The following is a 17821-nucleotide window of genomic DNA, read 5'->3' as shown; positions in this document are numbered from 1 at the left end:
TATGAAAAGTCATTATTCTATAAAGTACTGGCTATGGGGATTTGTTGCGATCACCAGTTTGGTGGCATTGCTGTTTTGGATCTATCTCAATGTACAGGCATCTTTGCAGGTAAAAGCACAACAAGCCAATATTCAATTATCACATTCACTGCCTACAATTATTCACGTAGGTAATTATTTACAAGCACATGCGCGTGGCACTTTAGATACAAAAATTGATTTAAAAAGACAACTGGACTTACCTTTGAAAGGTAAGTATTTGGCAGATTTAGCATTTACTGTAGAAGTACCGATTCAAGTTGATTTGGACTATCAAACACAATTGAAAATTCGACAAAATATGCCATTGGAAACCACAACAGACTTAATTTATCAAAATAAACTTTTGCCTAAATTCCCTTTAAAACTCGATATTCCGATTCATTTAGATGTGCCGTTTCATTTAAAGCGCCAATATCAGCTACCCGTAAAAATTATGTTTCATGGGCCTGTTTATTTCGACTTTAATGAGTCCGTCCATTTATATGTAGATCATCAATTTACGCCAAAGCTAAACCTCAATGATCCAATTACCTTACAAAACATCGCAGCTTTTCATGCGACCATGTACAACACTGAGCGTAACACCAAAGCCAATTTAAATATGCAAATGAATTTGCCACTCAAAAATATTCATCCTTAATATGAAGTGCTTCACGTGATTGAATATTCAATTACGTGAAGCTATGGGGGAAATTTCAAGAAAATTGAATATTATTTAAACAAAGCTTCTACTTGCGATTGAATGGAGATGGTTTTACGGCCAAGTAATTGTTCTAAATCCGTACGGTCACTAAACATCGCACCATTTGCTGTTTCCACATCAGCTTGAGTGATTAAGTTCACTACAGGTTCTGGTAAGCCTGCTTGAGTAAGCCCTTGAGCGAAGCTTTCTGCATCAATTTCTACATATTGCACGGGTTTAGATGCTGCATTTGCAATATAAGTCGCTAAGTCTGCTTTGGTAAAACTTTGTGAGCCAGCGAGTTCATAAGTTTTTTGCTCATGGCCCTGAGTTGTTAAAACTTCAGCTGCTGCTTCTGCATAGTCAGCACGAGATGCCGAGCTGATAAGGCCATTTTGTGTTGCACTAAAGAGTTTTCCAGACGCTACATTGTGCTCAACGCCCGCAAGATAGTTTTCGCTGTACCAATTATTGCGTAATAAGGTATAGCTTAAACCGCTGGCTTGAATAAGCGCTTCGGTCTCACGATGCTCTTGTGCTAGGCCTAAAGGTGAGCTGTCTGCACGTAATAAGCTGGTATAGGCAATATAAGGAACTTTCGCCAATTGAGCTGCTTCAATCACTGCTTTATGCTGTGGTGTACGACGGCCAACTTCATTGGCAGAAATAAGTAATAATTTGTCGATGCCTTGTAGCGCTGGTGCTAAGCTTTCAGGCGCGTCATAATCAAAATGACGTAATTCAACGCCTTGCTCAGACAAAGCTGTTGCTTTGCTTTCGTTACGTACTAAAGCCACAATTTGATCCGCACTGACGCGTTTTAATAAGGCTTGAATAACCAATTGACCGAGTTGACCTGTTGCACCAGTGATTGCAATTTTCATCTATAAACCCTCATGTTGTTGTATGAAAAATAAACTTGATGCATAAATACTAATCTGTTAACTTACTAAATGTAAGTACGTACCAAAAAGTAAGTTTATTACCATTAGGAGAGATTTGATGTCTAACTACGCTTCAAGTAAATTATTAGGTCAAGTTTTATCCACGAATTGTCCATCACGTGACATCTTGGAGCACTTAACCAATAAATGGTCGGTGCTGGTATTACGTTGTTTAAATGATGGTGTGCATCGTTTTAGTGAACTTAAACAACGCATAGAAGGCATTAGTGAAAAGATGCTGGCGCAGACACTGAAAATGCTCGAAAGTGATGGCTTTATTTTGCGTACAGTTTATCCAGTTGTACCGCCAAAGGTTGAATATCAGCTGACCATTACAGGCTCACAAGCCGCTGAAAAAGTACTGTATTTGATTGGTTGGATTGAAACAAAATTACCCGATATTTTAGATAATAAAGCAGCCGTTTCTAAAGTGTCTTAGTTTATAAGTTGATAAATTTGTCTACCTAACGACTAAATCGGGCGTGAACAAGGTTGCTTTCTAGCAACCATAGCTCACCTATTTTGAGTGTACGACACTCGTTAAATCATACAGCCCTAGTTTAATATTGTTGTGTTGTATATGTATCAGTCTTAACGTGCTTGGGTGGCTGATTGCATGGTTCTAAAATCCAAACGGTCGAGGATTAGAATACCAAGCGCGAAAATAAAGGCACAGCTAACACAGCCCAACCAGCCCCAATGTTGCCATGCATATACGGCTGTTAAAGAGCCTAAAGCTGCGCCCGAAAAGTAAATGGTCATATACACTGCATTAATGCGGGATCGTGCTGTTGGGTTAATGCGATAGACCAAATTTTGGTTCAGTACATGAAATGCAGTTAGACCAAAGTAGCTCATAAGCACGCCTATGGCGTAGGCCACAATATTCAATTGTGCAAAAGCCATTGGCAGGCAAGACAATAGCATAAGACTGATGCAGATCAGCGCGACTTTATTTTCCTGACCTAAGCCGACCTTACGCCCAGACCAGCTGGATGAGTAAATACCAATCACGCCCAGCAAGCCAAACAAACCAATCTCAAAATCTGAAAAGTGATAGGGCGGATTGGCCAGCACAAAGGTCATAGAAGTGAAAACCATTGATAAAATGGCAAAACCTAAAGCACCAGCACAGGCGCGTCGGATTAAATGCGGTTCTGATTTTGCAAGATTAAATAGCGACTGATAAATTTTTGCGATTGTGAGCTGTGAATTGGCTTGAGTGTTGGGCAGTTTGTGCCACATCAGTAGTGCAAATAAAAGTGTGGTAATCCCACTGCTTAAATACACCATGTTCCATGACCAATAGGTAGATACGAAACCCGCAAATGTTCGCGATAAAATAATGCCCATGACCAAACCACTCATGAGTTTTCCTACTGTGGCTGCACTTTGAGCGGGTGAACTGATGCTTGAAGCAAAAGGAATTAAAATTTGAGCTGAAATTGCGCCAAAAGTCGCACAAAGAGTGAAGCTATACAGCCAAATCACGTGAGTGCTAAAAGATAAAAGAACTTGTGAAATGGCCGCAAAGACCATCAGGCATACAATAAGCTTTCTTTTGTTGAGTAAATCCCCCAAAGGCACAAGAAGCATAAGTCCTAAGCCATAGCCAACCTGAGCCAATACCACAGACAAACCCGCTTGATCTGTAGTAATTTTAAGGCTGTGCTGAATAGAATAAATCAGTGGCTGATTAAAATAAGCTGAACCTGCACATAAACCACATGCAAGCGCCATTAAAAGGACAAATTGAGCAGAAAGTTCAGATTGCATTTCATTGCTATACTGAGGAGGCATGATATATCCCTATAACATCATGTCAGAAATATATCGATCTGATGAAATGAAGACAAATAAGTTTAAAAGATGAGCCGATATATAAAACCAATTAATGAGGTAAATTTTTCCAAAAATTGCTGGGTAAATGCCAATTACTGACTAGGTATCGCACAAAATATCGCCCATAAAATAGAAATACTCAGCGAATGCTGAATAATTCTATTCGAGAAATTCTTTAAAATATGGCAGAATAGGCGGTTTTAAAGTTTTTAGAGGATTGGCAATATGCGCTTTGTTGATGAAGCAGTCATTACCGTAGAGGCTGGCGACGGTGGCAATGGCGTAGCCAGTTTTCGCCGTGAGAAATTCGTACCATTTGGTGGTCCAGATGGTGGTGATGGTGGCCGTGGCGGTAGTATTTTTGTTCAGGCTGATGAAAATACCAGCACACTTGTAGATTATCGTTATACCCGTAAATTCCGTGCAGAACGTGCGAAAAATGGCCGTGGTGCAAACTGCGCAGGTCGTGGCGGTGAAGACACAGTGTTATTTGTTCCAATTGGAACAACGATTGTAGACATCGATTCTGGTGACATCATTGCTGACTTAATTGAAGATGGTCAGAAAGTGATGGTTGCTCGTGGCGGTGATGGTGGTTTAGGTAATACTCACTTTAAATCATCAACGAACCGTACTCCACGTCAGTGCACACATGGTAACAAAGGCGAGTTTCGTGAAATTCGCTTAGAGTTAAAAGTGTTGGCAGACGTTGGTTTATTGGGTATGCCAAACGCGGGTAAGTCAACATTTATCCGTGCAGTATCAGCGGCGAAGCCAAAAGTTGCAGACTATCCATTTACCACGATGGTACCGAACCTTGGTGTGGTCGATGCAGACAGTCACCGTTCATTTGTAATGGCCGATATTCCAGGTTTGATTGAAGGTGCGGCTGAAGGCGCTGGTTTAGGTATCCGTTTCTTAAAGCATTTGGCACGTACACGCATTTTATTGCACATTGTAGATGTACAACCAATTGACGGTTCAGATCCCGCTTATAACGCAAAAGCAATTTTGGGCGAATTAGAAAAATTCTCTCCAACATTGTCTAAACTTCCAGTGGTATTGGTGTTGAATAAACTGGACCAATTGCCAGCGGAAAGCCGTGATGAGTGGTGTAATCATATTCTTGAAGAGCTTCAATGGACAGGTCCAGTATTTAAGACGTCTGGTTTGACATTAGAAGGCACGAAAGATGTTGTGTATTTCTTGATGGATCAAATTGAGCAGCAAAAAGAACGCGAGATTGAAGACCCTGAATATGCAGCAGAGATGAAAGCATTCCGTGATCAGCTTGAAGCTGAAACACGTGAACAAACGATTGCTGCGAAAGAAGCGTATCGTGAAATGCGTCGTCAACAACGTCTTGCTGGTATTTTGGGTGATGACGAAGATGATGATGAAGATGGCGAAGATGCAGCAGAGTCGTATTACGTACGTTAAGCTCTATAATTAAGAGTAACTGAGGACAAGATGATACAAGTGGTAGATGGACAGCGTCAGCTTAAGGATTGCAAAAGAATCGTTGTTAAAATCGGATCTTCTTTACTCACAGCAAACGGAAAAGGTTTAGATCTAGATGCAATCTCGCATTGGGCGGGGCAAATTGCAGATCTACACAATGCAGGGCACGAGATTATTCTAGTGTCTTCTGGTGCTGTGGCTGAAGGCATGGTTCGAATGAATCTAGACAGCCGACCCACAGATCTACCCAGTCTTCAGGCGTGTGCAGCCATTGGCCAAATGGGCTTAATTCATACTTGGTCAAGTGTATTAGAACAACGTTCTATTCGCACAGCCCAAGTGCTTTTAACCCATGATGACCTTGCAGATCGTCGCCGTTATTTAAACTCATGTGATGCTTTGCAAAACTTGATCGACTGGCGTGTCATTCCAGTGATCAATGAAAATGACACAGTATCTACAGACGAAATTCGTTTTGGTGATAACGATACATTGGCTGCTATGGTTGCGGGTCAAGTTCATGCGGATCTTTTGGTGATTCTAACGGACCAAGAAGGCATGTTTGATTCAGACCCTCGTTCAAATCCTAATGCCAAATTGTTCCATACAGTACGTGCTATGGATGAGTCATTGTTTGATATGGCTGGTGGCGGTGGTAAGTTTGGTCGCGGTGGCATGTTGACCAAAGTTCGTGCTGCTCGTCTTGCTGCAAAATCGGGTTGTCCTACTGTTATTGCCAGTGGTGATAGTGATTGCGTACTTTCACGTGTAATGGCGGGTGAGTTATTAGGTACGTTATTTATTACTGATAATGACCGAGTCACTGCACATCAACAATGGTTGGCAGCGCATTTGCAAACTGCTGGCCGTCTCGTGATTGATGATGGTGCTGTAAAAGCAATTCGTGATAATCATCGTAGTTTATTGCCTGTAGGTGTAAAAGCTGTTGAAGGGCATTTTGAGCGTGGTGATGTGGTGGAATGTGTGGATACACATGGCCATCGTATTGCAGTAGGGCGTGTGAATTTTAGTTCGCGTTCTGCGGAAATTGTCAAAGGCTTAGCTTCAGACAAAGTGCATCAAGTTTTGGGCGAGGCACGTTCACTTGAAATGATTCATCGAAATCACATGGCGATTTACTAATTGGCATAAAAAACAGCTCTCAGGAGCTGTTTTTTTTTCATTCAAAATTCTGATTTAGCAGAGTAAAACAGATTTATTTAATAATGCCTTTTTCAATTAAAGGGCGAAATAATTTTTGATGAACATTCATCACCCACATCATGATTTGGTCTTTATATTTATTCCACAGTTTTAAGCCAGAATAATTAACCACCCATGCAATAAAGAAACCGCCAAGCATATCAATTGGGAAATGTACGCCAACATAAACACGTGACCAAGCCACCAGCCATGCGACGGCAATTAAAAATCGGCCAATATCTCGACGTTCAGAAAAATAATATGAGAAAGCAATCGAACTCAAGATAGCCATGTGATTACTTGGGAAAGAACCGGTAGGCGAGTGTTCAATCAGTGTTTGACCAACGTCGATCACAAAGGGGCGTGGGGTATCAAAAACTAAGGAGAGGATTTCGCCAATAGAAAGGGTAATTGCGGTAAAAATAAATGCTTTTAGAATTAATTTTTTAGTTTGAAAGCTCCCTCTCAACCAGCAAAAAATAAAAATAAATAGCATGAGATAAATCAGATCATGCGCCACAAAAATAGCATAATTCATCATGCCATTAGAGGCTTGCTCAGGCACATTCAGTAGTTGATACAGCCATAAATTTAAATGTTCAAGTGAAATAGGCATAGCGAAAAATAAACGAAAAAATATGCGACAAAATGTAGCAAATTTATGAAATAACTATGTAATAAAAATGCAAAAAATTAAGACTAAATATTAAATAAAAATTTAGCCCGTAGTTTAATGCTACGAGCTAAAGAGAAAACCATCAATTAGGCTGATTTTTCAATGACATCAAATACTGGTGAATAATCAGACTATTTCAACTGAATTGTACCTGAAGCATTCACGCTAATTTTTGACTCACCGCCAGCCATTTGCTGATCTGCAATTTCAAGTGAATTAGATGATGCTTTCATCATGGCCATACGAGGTACAGGCTGACCACCATAATTGCTAGTGTTTAAATTAATATTCACCAAGTTATAGCCTGATTTATTCCACGCTTGTGACAATGTTTGCGCACGTTGTTGAAAGTTTTTAGAGGCCTCTACGACAAGCTCATTTTCGACTTTTTTGCGTTGGGCATCAGATACAGTAAAGTTGATGGATTGTGTTTGGAAATTCTGTTGGAGCTCACTAATGAGCTGACTTGCATTTTTGAAGTCTGTACTTTCAATACGGATTTCTGCACGGCCTCGCCATTCTTTTAATTTTTGGCTGTCATTGTCGTAAATTGGGTAGGTACTTTGTGAACCTGTTTCAATTTTGATGCTTGGATATTTTTTTGCAGTCTGTACTGCTTGTGACATAAGTTGATTAATTTGATTGGCCAACTCTGTCGGCTGTTTGTTGGATTTTTCAATATAAAGTACGGCATTCATTTCGTCATTGCTCACTTGACGACTCGCCTCAGCCTGAATGTTAATGAGGTTGTAGTTAATCGTCTCATTACTTTGAGCAAAGGCTGTAGTACTTAATGCTAAACCCAATAGAAGGGTGCTATAAGAAAAGCTACGCATAATTTAACCTTTTATATAAAATTCAATTGTGAAGAGTTATGTCAGATACTAAGCCTGAATCGTGGTTTATTTTAGAAAATATTGTGAGGAGTTTGTAAAAACCGATATCGATTTTGAATATGGTTATATTTAATAATATTTATTTAAAACAATAGTTTGATCAGTGGAATTTAGTTTAGATGAGTTGTGTGAATTGATATTTTAAAAAACAACGAAAACATACTATTTTCTTTGGTCTGTCACAATGTAAGATGATAATTCATTCTAACGGTGAGCTTGATCCCTTTTTTCAATTAGGAAACTAGATATTTGGTTCGAAAAGTTATTTATTTTCCTGAAAAAAACTGTATCATCCGCCCTCTAGTTAGCCAATACAGAAATCGTTTTTCTGGACTAACTAGAAACTCATAAAGCACCGAGTCAAAGGACCGCAAGTCACCCGACTTATTTCTTTCAACCCATATCAGAGATGGTAATTCGATATGAGCGTTTCTTCTGTAAACCCTGCCACTAATTCTACTAACGAATACTATTTGACTCGCCAAAGCCAGATGGAATCCAATGTTCGTAGCTATCCGCGTAAACTTCCACTTGCGATAGCAAAAGCTTTAGGCTGCTGGGTTACTGATGTTGAAGGTACAGAGTACCTCGATTGTTTAGCTGGGGCAGGAACATTGGCATTGGGCCATAACCATCCTGCGGTAATTCAAAGTATCCACGACACACTTGCAAGTGGTCTCCCATTGCATACTTTGGATTTAACAACGCCTTTAAAAGATGCATTTACTGAAGCATTACTTGAGCAATTACCTGGTGGTAAAGAAGAGTACTGCTTACAGTTCTGTGGTCCATCTGGTGCAGATGGTACAGAAGCAGCAATTAAATTAGCAAAAACTTACACTGGTCGTAGTTCAGTAATCAGCTTCTCAGGTGGTTACCATGGTATGACTCACGGATCTTTAGCAATGACAGGTAACTTGTCTGCAAAGAATGCTGTGAACGGTTTAATGCCGGGTGTTCAATTTATGCCATATCCGCATGAATACCGTTGCCCACTAGGCATTGGCGGTGAAGCGGGTGTAGATGCATTAACTTATTATTTCGAAAACTTCATTGAAGATGTAGAAAGCGGTGTAACTAAACCGGCTGCAGTTATCTTGGAAGCAATCCAAGGTGAAGGCGGTGTGGTAACTGCACCTGTAAAATGGTTAAAGAAAATCCGTGAAGTGACTGAAAAGCACAACATTGTGTTGATTCTTGATGAAGTTCAAGCGGGCTTTGCACGTTCAGGTAAAATGTTTGCCTTTGAACATGCAGGTATTGAACCAGATGTTGTTGTAATGTCTAAAGCCGTAGGTGGTAGCTTACCGCTTGCAGTACTTGGTATTAAACGTAAGTTTGATGCATGGCAACCAGCGGGTCACACGGGTACATTCCGTGGTAACCAATTGGCGATGGGTACTGGTCTTGCAACGATCAAAACCATTAAAGAGCAAAACTTGGCTCAAAACGCGCAAGAGCGTGGTGATTTCTTACAAGCTGAAATTAAAAAGTTAGCTGTTGAGTTCCCATGTATCGGTAACGTGCGTGGCCGTGGTTTGATGATTGGTGTTGAAATCGTTGATGAACGTCAAAAAGCTGATCACATGGGTTCTTTACCTGGTGATTCTCAATTGGCAGCGGCAATTCAGGCAGCATGCTTTAACAACAAATTGTTGTTAGAAAAAGGTGGTCGTAACGGTACTGTAATTCGTTTACTTTGCCCATTGATCATTAATCAAGCTGAATGTGAAGAAGTGATTGTTCGCTTCAAGAAAGCACTTGCTGAAGCACTTGTTGCAACTCGAGGCGCATAAGTCATGGTAGATTTTGCAGAACATCGTAAAGCGTTATTCTGCAATGATGCACAATCCATTGCTGACTATGAGTCAGTAATGGGCGAGGCGGTGAAAGCCGTTTCTGCATGGTTGCAAAATGACAAAATGTATACGGGCGGTAGCATTAAAGAGCTTCGCTCTGCAATTGCATTCAATCCTTCTAAAGAAGGTATGGGCGTTCAAAAATCATTAGACCGTATGGTTGAGCTTTTCTTAAATAAAAGCTTAAAAGTGCATCATCCGCATTCACTTGCGCATTTGCACTGCCCAACTATGGTGACAAGCCAAATCGCAGAAGTGTTGATTAACGCAACCAACCAATCTATGGATTCATGGGATCAAAGTCCAGCGGGTTCATTGATGGAAGTTCAGTTGATCGATTGGCTTCGCCAAAAAGTAGGCTATGGTGCGGGTCAAGCAGGTGTATTCACCTCTGGCGGTACACAGTCTAACTTGATGGGCGTTTTGCTTGCGCGTGATGCATGTATCGCGAAAAACTGGAAAGACGAAAACGGTAATCCGTGGTCTGTTCAGCGTGATGGCGTACCTGCGGAAGCGATGCGTAACGTTAAAGTCATTTGTTCTGAAAATGCACATTTCTCTGTGCAAAAGAACATGGCGATGATGGGCATGGGTTTCCAGTCTGTCGTGACTGTTCCTGTAGATGCAAATGCACGCATGGACATGGACGCACTTGAGAAAACCATGGCACACCTTCAATCTGAAGGCAAAATCGTGGCATGTGTGGTAGCAACTGCGGGTACAACCGATGCAGGCGCAATTGACCCACTCAAAGAAGTACGTGAAATCACCAATAAATATGGCGCGTGGATGCATATCGACGCAGCATGGGGTGGTGCACTGATTCTTTCAAATGACTATCGTTCAATGTTAGATGGTATTGAGCTATCTGACTCAGTAACGCTTGATTTCCATAAGCATTATTTCCAAACGATTTCATGTGGCGCGTTCTTGCTGAAAGACGAAGCGAACTATCGTTTCATGCATTATGAAGCTGAGTACTTAAACTCTGCTTATGATGAAGAGCATGGCGTACCTAACCTAGTATCTAAGTCATTACAAACAACTCGCCGTTTTGACGCGTTGAAATTGTGGATGACTGTTGAAGCGCTAGGTGAAGAGCTTTACGGTTCAATGATCGATCACGGTGTAGGTCTTACACGTGATGTTGCAGATTATATCAATGCAACTGACGGTCTAGAAATGTTGGTTGATCCTCAATTTGCATCTGTGTTGTTCCGTGTAATTCCTGAGGGTTACCCTACAGAATTACTGGATACACTGAACCAAAACGTGGCAGACGAATTGTTTGCACGTGGTGAAGCGAACATTGGTGTAACTAAGGTTGGTCAAGTTCAATCATTGAAAATGACGACTTTAAGCCCAGTAGCAACTTTAGATAACGTGAAGAATTTGCTTGCTCTTGTGCTTGCAGAAGCTGATCGTATTAAAGATGCAATCGCTGATGGTACATATACACCTGCAATTGACTAATCAATTGTTTGTGTAAAAAAGGAGCTCAATAGAGCTCCTTTTTTTTAATGAAATGGAGCTTGTTATTGCACGGCCACAATTTTTCATTGAGTAAGGATATTTTAATTCGTACGCAGATTGTTACTTTGATGGATCAAAGTAACCAAAATCCTTGTTAGGCAAAAGGCACATCCATGTAACCTTTGCCTAACGGCGACATCCATGTCGCCAATCACGATAGTAATTGATGGGTGAGAAATTCATGGGCGAGGTTCCACAAAATTTCAAAGAATAAAAGTTCGCAACCTAGGTTCCTTTTCTCTTAGGGATAAGCATAGCGCGAGAGGAAGAGAGGGTAATAAATTTGATCGATAATGGATATCTATACACGTTTACAAAATCGGTGATATTACTTATGCTGCAAACAACGGGCTAAAGCCTTTCTTACGCAATAATTTACGGTACATACTTGAACTGCGGTCAGCAGGAAAATGTGCTTCTATGCTCAAATCCAATGGCAAATATTCAGGCTTTTGTGATTCGGATACTAACCGGTCTTCTTCAAATATTTTCAGGTTAAAGTCATAAGCATCTTCTACAGGCAAGTCTTTGTCATAATTACGGCAAATAGGTGCAAATAGGCGTGTAGAACGGGCTGTCATAGGACTGGCAGCATTCATAATTACTTGTTTGGCATTGTTTGGAAAATGGATGGTCAGTGTTGCAGTAAAAGGCAAGTGAATTTCAAAATGACGTAGCCACTGGAAACCGTCTTTGCCTCTTTGATCTAAACCAATAGGATAACGTCCTACGCTGCTCCAATAGTCTGCGTTAAAGCCTGTTTCAGTTTCCACAGTTTTATAATCGGGCACTTCGACATTTTCAGGGTCACCAAAGGTATCAGGATGTACCCAAGCAAAATGTGCAACATCTATAAAGCCTTCGAGCTGACGACCTGCAAAACATTGAAAATCTACAGTGGGGCAAACCAATTGCTGAAACTCGGCGTTATCCCAATTTGGCATACATGGAATATTGGGTTCAGCATCTTTATTTGCAGTTAGGCAACACCAAATTAAACCATAACGTTCTACAGAGGCATAAGTGCATAAGTTAAAGCGTGGAGAAATTTTGTGTTCGGGATGAGCGGGAATTCGGTTGCACTGACCTTGTTTGCCAAAGCGTAAGCCATGATAACGACAGACGACACCTTGGCCATCATTTTTACCTAAACTAAGTGGCACGCCTCGATGCGGGCAGGCATCTTTAGCAACAATCAGTTCATCTCCCATTTTATAAATCACCAATGGCATGTCGAGTAACATCGTGCCATAGGGCTGTTCGCTAATGTCTCGCGCAAGTGCGATGGGGTACCAATATTCCGCTAGCAAATGCCAGTCATGTTCTTCAAATGTCATGTGGACTGGCAAATCAGGATTAAAGGTCGCAATGGTTTTGCTATTCATTTTTCTGTCATCAAGCTGGCTTTTTTTGAATATAGGTCAAGCTGGTGTGTATAGAAATTTCAATTATTGGAATGAAGCGTATGTTAAATCAGAACACTATATTTAAAAGATGAGCATCGAAGCAGATTTAAATTGAAGATTTATGCAGGCCGAGCGTCATTCACAGGTCATTAAAATATGACACCCTGTTGAAGTGTTACGAAAAAGTATGAAAAAATGCTTTAAGAACATATTTGGTAAAATTAACTTACACATTGAATTTTAAAGAAAATTATTTAAATCAAAGCCTAGTGATTAATTATCATCAAAGCGTCATAAAGTTGTAACTTAGTTGTCATATTCTAAAATCAAAATGCAGTTATCCAAATAAGTACAAAACTTAATAACAAAGTGGCGTACTCCAAAAATGCATCAACTGAGAGAGATGAGAATGCGCTTCAATAATATCGCACTTGCATTGGCACTAACTGGCGCGGCTGTAGCAACAACTGCAAACGCTGCGCGTGACACGATTCAAATCGCTGGTTCTTCTACAGTTTTACCGTATGCAAGTATTGCAGCGGAAGAATTTGGCAACACATTCCCACAATTTAAAACACCAGTTGTAGGTTCTGGCGGTACTTCAGGTGGCTTGAAACAATTCTGTAATGGTGTGGGTGATAATACAATTGATATCGCAAACGCATCACGCAAAATTAAAGATACTGAATTAGCAGCATGTAAAAAAGCTGGTGTAAACCAAGTATTAGAAATCAAAATTGGTTATGACGGTATTGTATTTGCATCTAACTCACATAAAGCAGCATACAAATTACGTCCACAGCACGTATTTGCAGCTTTAGCAGCAGAGCTTCCTGCAGATGGCAAAATGATTCCTAACCCGTATACACGTTGGAATCAAATTGATAAATCATTACCAAATGAACCGATTACTTTAGTCATTCCTGCATCTAACCACGGTACACGTGAAGTGTTCCAAGAGAAAATGGTAGATGCTGGCTGTGAAACTTATGAAGCTTTCGCAAAATTAGATAAAGATGCTCAGAAAAAAGCATGTTCTAACTTCCGTAAAGATGGCAAAGTAATTGAAATTTCTGGTGATTATACAGAAACATTGGCACGTTTAAAAACTTCTCCAAGTGCAGTAGGTGTGTTTGGTCTAGGTTTCTATGATCAAAACCGTGACAAGCTACGTGTTGCAACAGTAAACAACGTTGTGCCTTCTGAGAAAACAATTCTGAATGGTTCTTACCCTGTATCTCGTCCATTGTTCTTCTACGTGAAAGGCGAGCACTTAAAAGCAATTAAAGGCTTAAAAGAATATACAGAATTCTTTATTAGCAAAAAAGTGACAGGTAAAGGCTCTAAGCTAGAAAAAGCAGGCTTAATTTCAATGTCTGATAAAGAGCGTGCAAAAGTACTTGCAGACTTTAAAGCAGGTAAAGCAGTTAAGTAATAGAAAGACCATTGGCTGATGGCAGGGAAACCTGTCATTGGCTTTTTGCAAATACATTTTTTTCAAAGAATGAAAATTGAAAAAATGGTGGAGAGTACATGAATCTACTGCTTATAGGGGTGCTACTGGCAATTGTAGCAATAGCCTATCAGGTTGGTTTAACCAAAAGCCGCAACTTGGCTGGCAAGGGAAATAATTCGGCAATGTTGCATTCGCGTCCAGGCTATTATGGCGCGTTAGTTGCACTTTGGTGTGGTATACCTGCTTTTTTAATTTTGATTGTTTGGAATATTGTTGAACCCACCATTTTTAAACATGTGGTGTTAAGCAATGTGCCTGAGCAAATTAAAGCCACGATGGATCCTGCTAGTATTAGTGTGCTGATTGATCGTGTGCAATCGATTGCTTCAGGCTTTGGTGTGAGCGATACGCCTGCTCAGTATGAAATAGCGGCAGCAGAACACCTAAAGCACGTTGAGTCGATAGGCACTTTTGCAAAACTGGCCGTAGTTCTGTGTGCTGCGCTAGTAGGATTGGTCTGGGCGAAGCGTCGAGTTGCAACGCAATTTCGTGCACGTAATCAAGTCGAAAAAGTCTTAAATATTGGCTTGGCATTATGCTCGGGTGTCGCGATTTTGACGACTGTTGGCATTGTGATGTCGATGTTTAGCGAAGCAATGCGCTTTTTCAGCTTTGTGAGTCCACTCGATTTCTTCTTTGGTACTGTATGGAATCCAGGTTTTAGCACCTCAGGTAATGCTGAAGGCAGTTATGGTTTATTACCATTGCTGTGGGGTACGCTGATGGTCAGTGGTATCGCCTTACTGGTTGCAGTGCCTGTTGGTTTGATGATTGCTATTTACTTGGCAGAGTATGCCAAACCAAGTTTCCGTGCATGGGCAAAACCAGCAATTGAAGTGTTGGCAGGTATCCCAACCATCGTATATGGTGTGTTTGCACTGATGATTATTGGCCCATTCATTAAGCAAATGGGGGCTTATATTGGCCTAGACATTAACGCAACCAGTGCTTTAACTGCTGGCTTCGTCATGGGCATCATGATCATTCCTTTTGTTTCATCACTCTCAGACGACATTATTACGCAAGTGCCACGTGCACTACGTGATGGTTCACTCGGTTTAGGGGCAACCAAATCTGAAACCATTCGCCAAGTGGTGATCCCAGCAGCATTACCAGGAATTATTGGTGCATTTTTATTGGCAGCTTCACGTGCAATTGGTGAAACTATGATTGTGGTGCTTGCTGCAGGTAATAGCCCACTTCTTCATGTGAATCCTTTAGAAGCAGTTTCAACTGTAACGATCACCATTGTGAATCAGTTAACAGGCGATACAGATTTTGCTAGTCCACAGGCATTGGTGGCATTCGCATTGGGTTTAACCTTATTTGTGATTACCTTAGGTCTCAACATTGTTGCACTGTATATCGTGCGCAAATACCGTGAGCAATACGAATAATGAGTACTTCAAATACATCTTCTATGGATCAAGCAATGGATCCACGTGTTGCAGCAGAACTGCGAGAAAAGCGTAAAAAAACTATCGAAAGCTCTTTATCTAAGCGCCATCGTAAAGAAAAAGTGTTTCGCATCTTTGGTTTTTCAGCAGTCATCACAGGGCTATGTTTTGTTGTCTTATTATTTGGCAGTATCTTAATTAAAGGACTTCCAGCATTCTGGCAAAGTTCGATGAATGTGCCAGTCTATTTTGACCCAAGTATTATTACGGCAGGGCCAAAGCCAATCCAAAAAACTGGTGAATCTCCAGCGCATTATCAAGAACGCTATATTGCATGGCAAACTGAAATGGGGATGGTGGATTGGGATGCACTTATCGTTAATGGCATCATTTCGAAAGACAAAGCACTTGAAGCAAAACGTGACGATCTGAGTAGCTTATATACCAGTTCTGAAGCCTACCGTTTACGTGATATGGTTTTTGCAGATCCATCATTGGTGGGCAAAAAAGAAGACCTGAAAATTTTAGCGGATGCCAATGTAGATGTTTGGTTAGCAGGCAATATCAATCGTTCATTACCTGATGATCAGCAACAGTTAAGCCCTGAAGTACGCCAATTGGCAGACCAGTTAAAAGCTGAAGGAATTATTAGTAGCACCTTTAACACCAATATTTTCACCAGCCCAGACTCACGAAGTTCGCCTGCAACTTCTGGTTTAGCGGGTGCATTTATGGGTTCATTATTCATGATGCTGATCGTGATTGTGATCTCCATTCCAATTGGTGTTGCTTCAGCTATTTACCTTGAAGAATTTGCACCTAAAAACTGGGTGACAGACGTGATTGAAGTCAACATTAATAACTTGGCGGCTGTTCCATCAATTGTATTTGGTCTATTAGGTGCTTCGATCTTTATTGGTTGGCTACATTTGCCATTATCTGCACCGTTGGTGGGTGGTTTAGTCTTAAGCCTTATGACGCTTCCGACAGTAATCATTACTACACGTGCATCATTAAAAGCAGTACCACCTTCAATTCGTCAGGCAGCTTTAGGCTTGGGCGCATCGCGCTTGCAAACTGTGTTCCATCATGTGTTGCCTTTGGCTTTACCTGGCATTTTAACAGGTGCAATTATTGGTGTAGCGCAAGCATTAGGTGAAACTGCGCCATTGCTACTGATTGGTATGAGTGCCTTTGTTGCCAGCGTACCTGCAACACCATTGGATCAATCTTCAGCATTACCTGTACAAATCTTTTTGTGGCAGGGCAATGAAATGCGTAACTTCTTTGAAGGCCGTACTGCAGCTGCCATTATCGTATTGTTGGCACTCATGATTGGCTTAAATAGCTTGGCTATTTGGTTACGAAAGAAATTTGAAGTTCGTTGGTAATAGGATTAAAACATGAATACAGCAACGGCAACATCTACAACGAATTCCTCAAATCAGGATAAGTCAGTGAATCAAAACGAAACGCAATTTACGTCTGATGACGCAGTCGCTCAAGCTCCTGCAACGTCTTTTGTCTCTCAATTTGATACGCAAGCTTCTGCAAAAAAAGATGCAAAGAGTGCGAATGTAAAACTGAGCACGACAGATGTGCATGTTTATTATGGTGAAGCTGAAGCGATTAAAGGCATTGATCTGAACATTTATGAAAATGAAGTGATAGCTTTTATTGGCCCATCGGGCTGTGGTAAGTCAACATTCTTACGTACTTTAAACCGTATGAATGACACGATTGATAGCTGTCGTGTGACAGGTAAAGTGATGTTAGATAGCCAAGACATCTACGATCCAAATTTGGACGTGGTGTTATTGCGTGCTCAAGTCGGCATGGTATTCCAAAAACCAAACCCATTTCCAAAGTCTATTTTTGATAACGTGGCATACGGTCCAAAACTACATGGTCTGGCACGTGACAAATACGATATGGAAGAAATTGTCGAAAACAGTCTGCGTAAAGCTGGTTTGTGGGATGAAGTAAAAGACCGTTTAAGTCAACCGGGTACAGGGTTATCTGGTGGTCAGCAGCAACGTTTATGTATTGCCCGTACTATTGCAGTTTCACCTGAAGTAATTTTGATGGATGAGCCTTGTTCTGCACTTGATCCAATTGCAACAGCAAAAGTAGAAGAGTTAATTTCAGAGCTTTCTACTCAGTACACTATTGCCATTGTGACGCACTCAATGCAACAGGCCGCGCGTGTATCTGACCGTACGGCATACTTCCATTTGGGTGATCTTATTGAAGTGAACTCAACTGAGAAAGTATTTACACAACCCGACCATCAGTTAACTGAAGCCTATATTACAGGCCGATTTGGTTGATTTCTTAGATTTATATTTATTAAAAACAGAGCCT

Annotated in this window: 15 protein-coding genes; 10 read left to right on the top strand and 5 right to left on the bottom strand. The window is 40.8% G+C overall.

What is annotated here, in order from left to right:
- The first annotated feature begins 1 nt into the window (after nucleotide 1).
- Complete coding sequence (locus D9K81_RS08245; protein ID WP_120375245.1) at nucleotides 2-682, top strand: hypothetical protein; 681 nt, start codon at nucleotides 2-4, stop codon at nucleotides 680-682.
- Nucleotides 683-753: 71 nt separating this feature from the next.
- Here D9K81_RS08245 and D9K81_RS08240 read toward each other — a convergent pair whose 3' ends face one another.
- The gene (locus D9K81_RS08240) at nucleotides 754-1608 is read right to left on the bottom strand and encodes an SDR family oxidoreductase (protein ID WP_120375244.1); all 855 of its coding nucleotides are present in this window, start codon (nucleotides 1606-1608) and stop codon (nucleotides 754-756) included.
- Nucleotides 1609-1726: 118 nt separating this feature from the next.
- On the opposite strand from D9K81_RS08240, the gene D9K81_RS08235 reads away from it, so the two are divergent.
- Entirely contained in the window at nucleotides 1727-2107 is a 381-nt protein-coding gene (locus tag D9K81_RS08235; RefSeq protein WP_120375243.1) for a winged helix-turn-helix transcriptional regulator, read from the top strand.
- A 152-nt stretch (nucleotides 2108-2259) separates the two neighbouring features.
- On the opposite strand, the gene D9K81_RS08230 is transcribed toward D9K81_RS08235, so the two are convergent.
- Entirely contained in the window at nucleotides 2260-3468 is a 1209-nt protein-coding gene (locus tag D9K81_RS08230; protein ID WP_227601941.1) for an MFS transporter, read from the bottom strand.
- Between the two features lie 267 nt (nucleotides 3469-3735).
- On the opposite strand from D9K81_RS08230, the gene cgtA reads away from it, so the two are divergent.
- Nucleotides 3736-4950, top strand: coding sequence for an Obg family GTPase CgtA (gene cgtA, locus D9K81_RS08225; RefSeq protein WP_120375242.1), 1215 nt, complete (start codon nucleotides 3736-3738; stop codon nucleotides 4948-4950).
- Nucleotides 4951-4980: 30 nt separating this feature from the next.
- Nucleotides 4981-6114: a glutamate 5-kinase gene (gene proB / locus D9K81_RS08220; RefSeq protein WP_120375241.1), complete on the top strand. Its 1134-nt coding sequence runs from the start codon at nucleotides 4981-4983 to the stop codon at nucleotides 6112-6114.
- Nucleotides 6115-6187: 73 nt separating this feature from the next.
- On the opposite strand, the gene D9K81_RS08215 is transcribed toward proB, so the two are convergent.
- A complete protein-coding gene (locus D9K81_RS08215) occupies nucleotides 6188-6784 on the bottom strand; it encodes an undecaprenyl-diphosphatase (RefSeq protein WP_120375322.1) in 597 nt (198 codons plus the stop codon).
- Nucleotides 6785-6981: 197 nt separating this feature from the next.
- Entirely contained in the window at nucleotides 6982-7686 is a 705-nt protein-coding gene (locus tag D9K81_RS08210) for an SIMPL domain-containing protein (protein ID WP_120375233.1), read from the bottom strand.
- 482 nt (nucleotides 7687-8168) lie between these two features.
- On the opposite strand from D9K81_RS08210, the gene D9K81_RS08205 reads away from it, so the two are divergent.
- Nucleotides 8169-9542: a diaminobutyrate--2-oxoglutarate transaminase gene (locus tag D9K81_RS08205; protein WP_120375232.1), complete on the top strand. Its 1374-nt coding sequence runs from the start codon at nucleotides 8169-8171 to the stop codon at nucleotides 9540-9542.
- Between the two features lie 3 nt (nucleotides 9543-9545).
- A complete protein-coding gene (locus D9K81_RS08200; protein WP_120375231.1) occupies nucleotides 9546-11078 on the top strand; it encodes a pyridoxal phosphate-dependent decarboxylase family protein in 1533 nt (510 codons plus the stop codon).
- 392 nt (nucleotides 11079-11470) lie between these two features.
- Here D9K81_RS08200 and D9K81_RS08195 read toward each other — a convergent pair whose 3' ends face one another.
- A complete protein-coding gene (locus D9K81_RS08195; RefSeq protein WP_120375230.1) occupies nucleotides 11471-12523 on the bottom strand; it encodes a Rieske 2Fe-2S domain-containing protein in 1053 nt (350 codons plus the stop codon).
- Between the two features lie 430 nt (nucleotides 12524-12953).
- Between D9K81_RS08195 and D9K81_RS08190 the strand changes: the two genes are divergently transcribed.
- The 4 genes from D9K81_RS08190 to pstB all read left to right on the top strand — a co-directional run bounded on the left by D9K81_RS08190 (nucleotide 12954) and on the right by pstB (nucleotide 17787).
- Nucleotides 12954-13979, top strand: a complete 1026-nt coding sequence (locus D9K81_RS08190) for a substrate-binding domain-containing protein (protein ID WP_120375229.1) — start codon at nucleotides 12954-12956, stop codon at nucleotides 13977-13979.
- Nucleotides 13980-14077: 98 nt separating this feature from the next.
- A complete protein-coding gene (gene pstC / locus D9K81_RS08185; RefSeq protein ID WP_120375228.1) occupies nucleotides 14078-15457 on the top strand; it encodes a phosphate ABC transporter permease subunit PstC in 1380 nt (459 codons plus the stop codon).
- Nucleotides 15457-16848, top strand: coding sequence for a phosphate ABC transporter permease PstA (gene pstA / locus D9K81_RS08180; protein WP_120375227.1), 1392 nt, complete (start codon nucleotides 15457-15459; stop codon nucleotides 16846-16848). The genes pstC and pstA overlap by 1 nt, the downstream gene beginning before the upstream one ends.
- A gap of 12 nt (nucleotides 16849-16860) precedes the next feature.
- On the top strand, nucleotides 16861-17787 hold the full coding sequence (gene pstB / locus D9K81_RS08175; protein ID WP_120375226.1) for a phosphate ABC transporter ATP-binding protein PstB: 927 nt from the start codon (nucleotides 16861-16863) through the stop codon (nucleotides 17785-17787).
- Nucleotides 17788-17821: the final 34 nt, after the last annotated feature.

The organism is Acinetobacter chengduensis (genome assembly GCF_003664645.1).
GTDB lineage: Bacteria > Pseudomonadota > Gammaproteobacteria > Pseudomonadales > Moraxellaceae > Acinetobacter > Acinetobacter chengduensis.
This window is presented reverse-complemented; position numbering and strand designations above follow the sequence as displayed.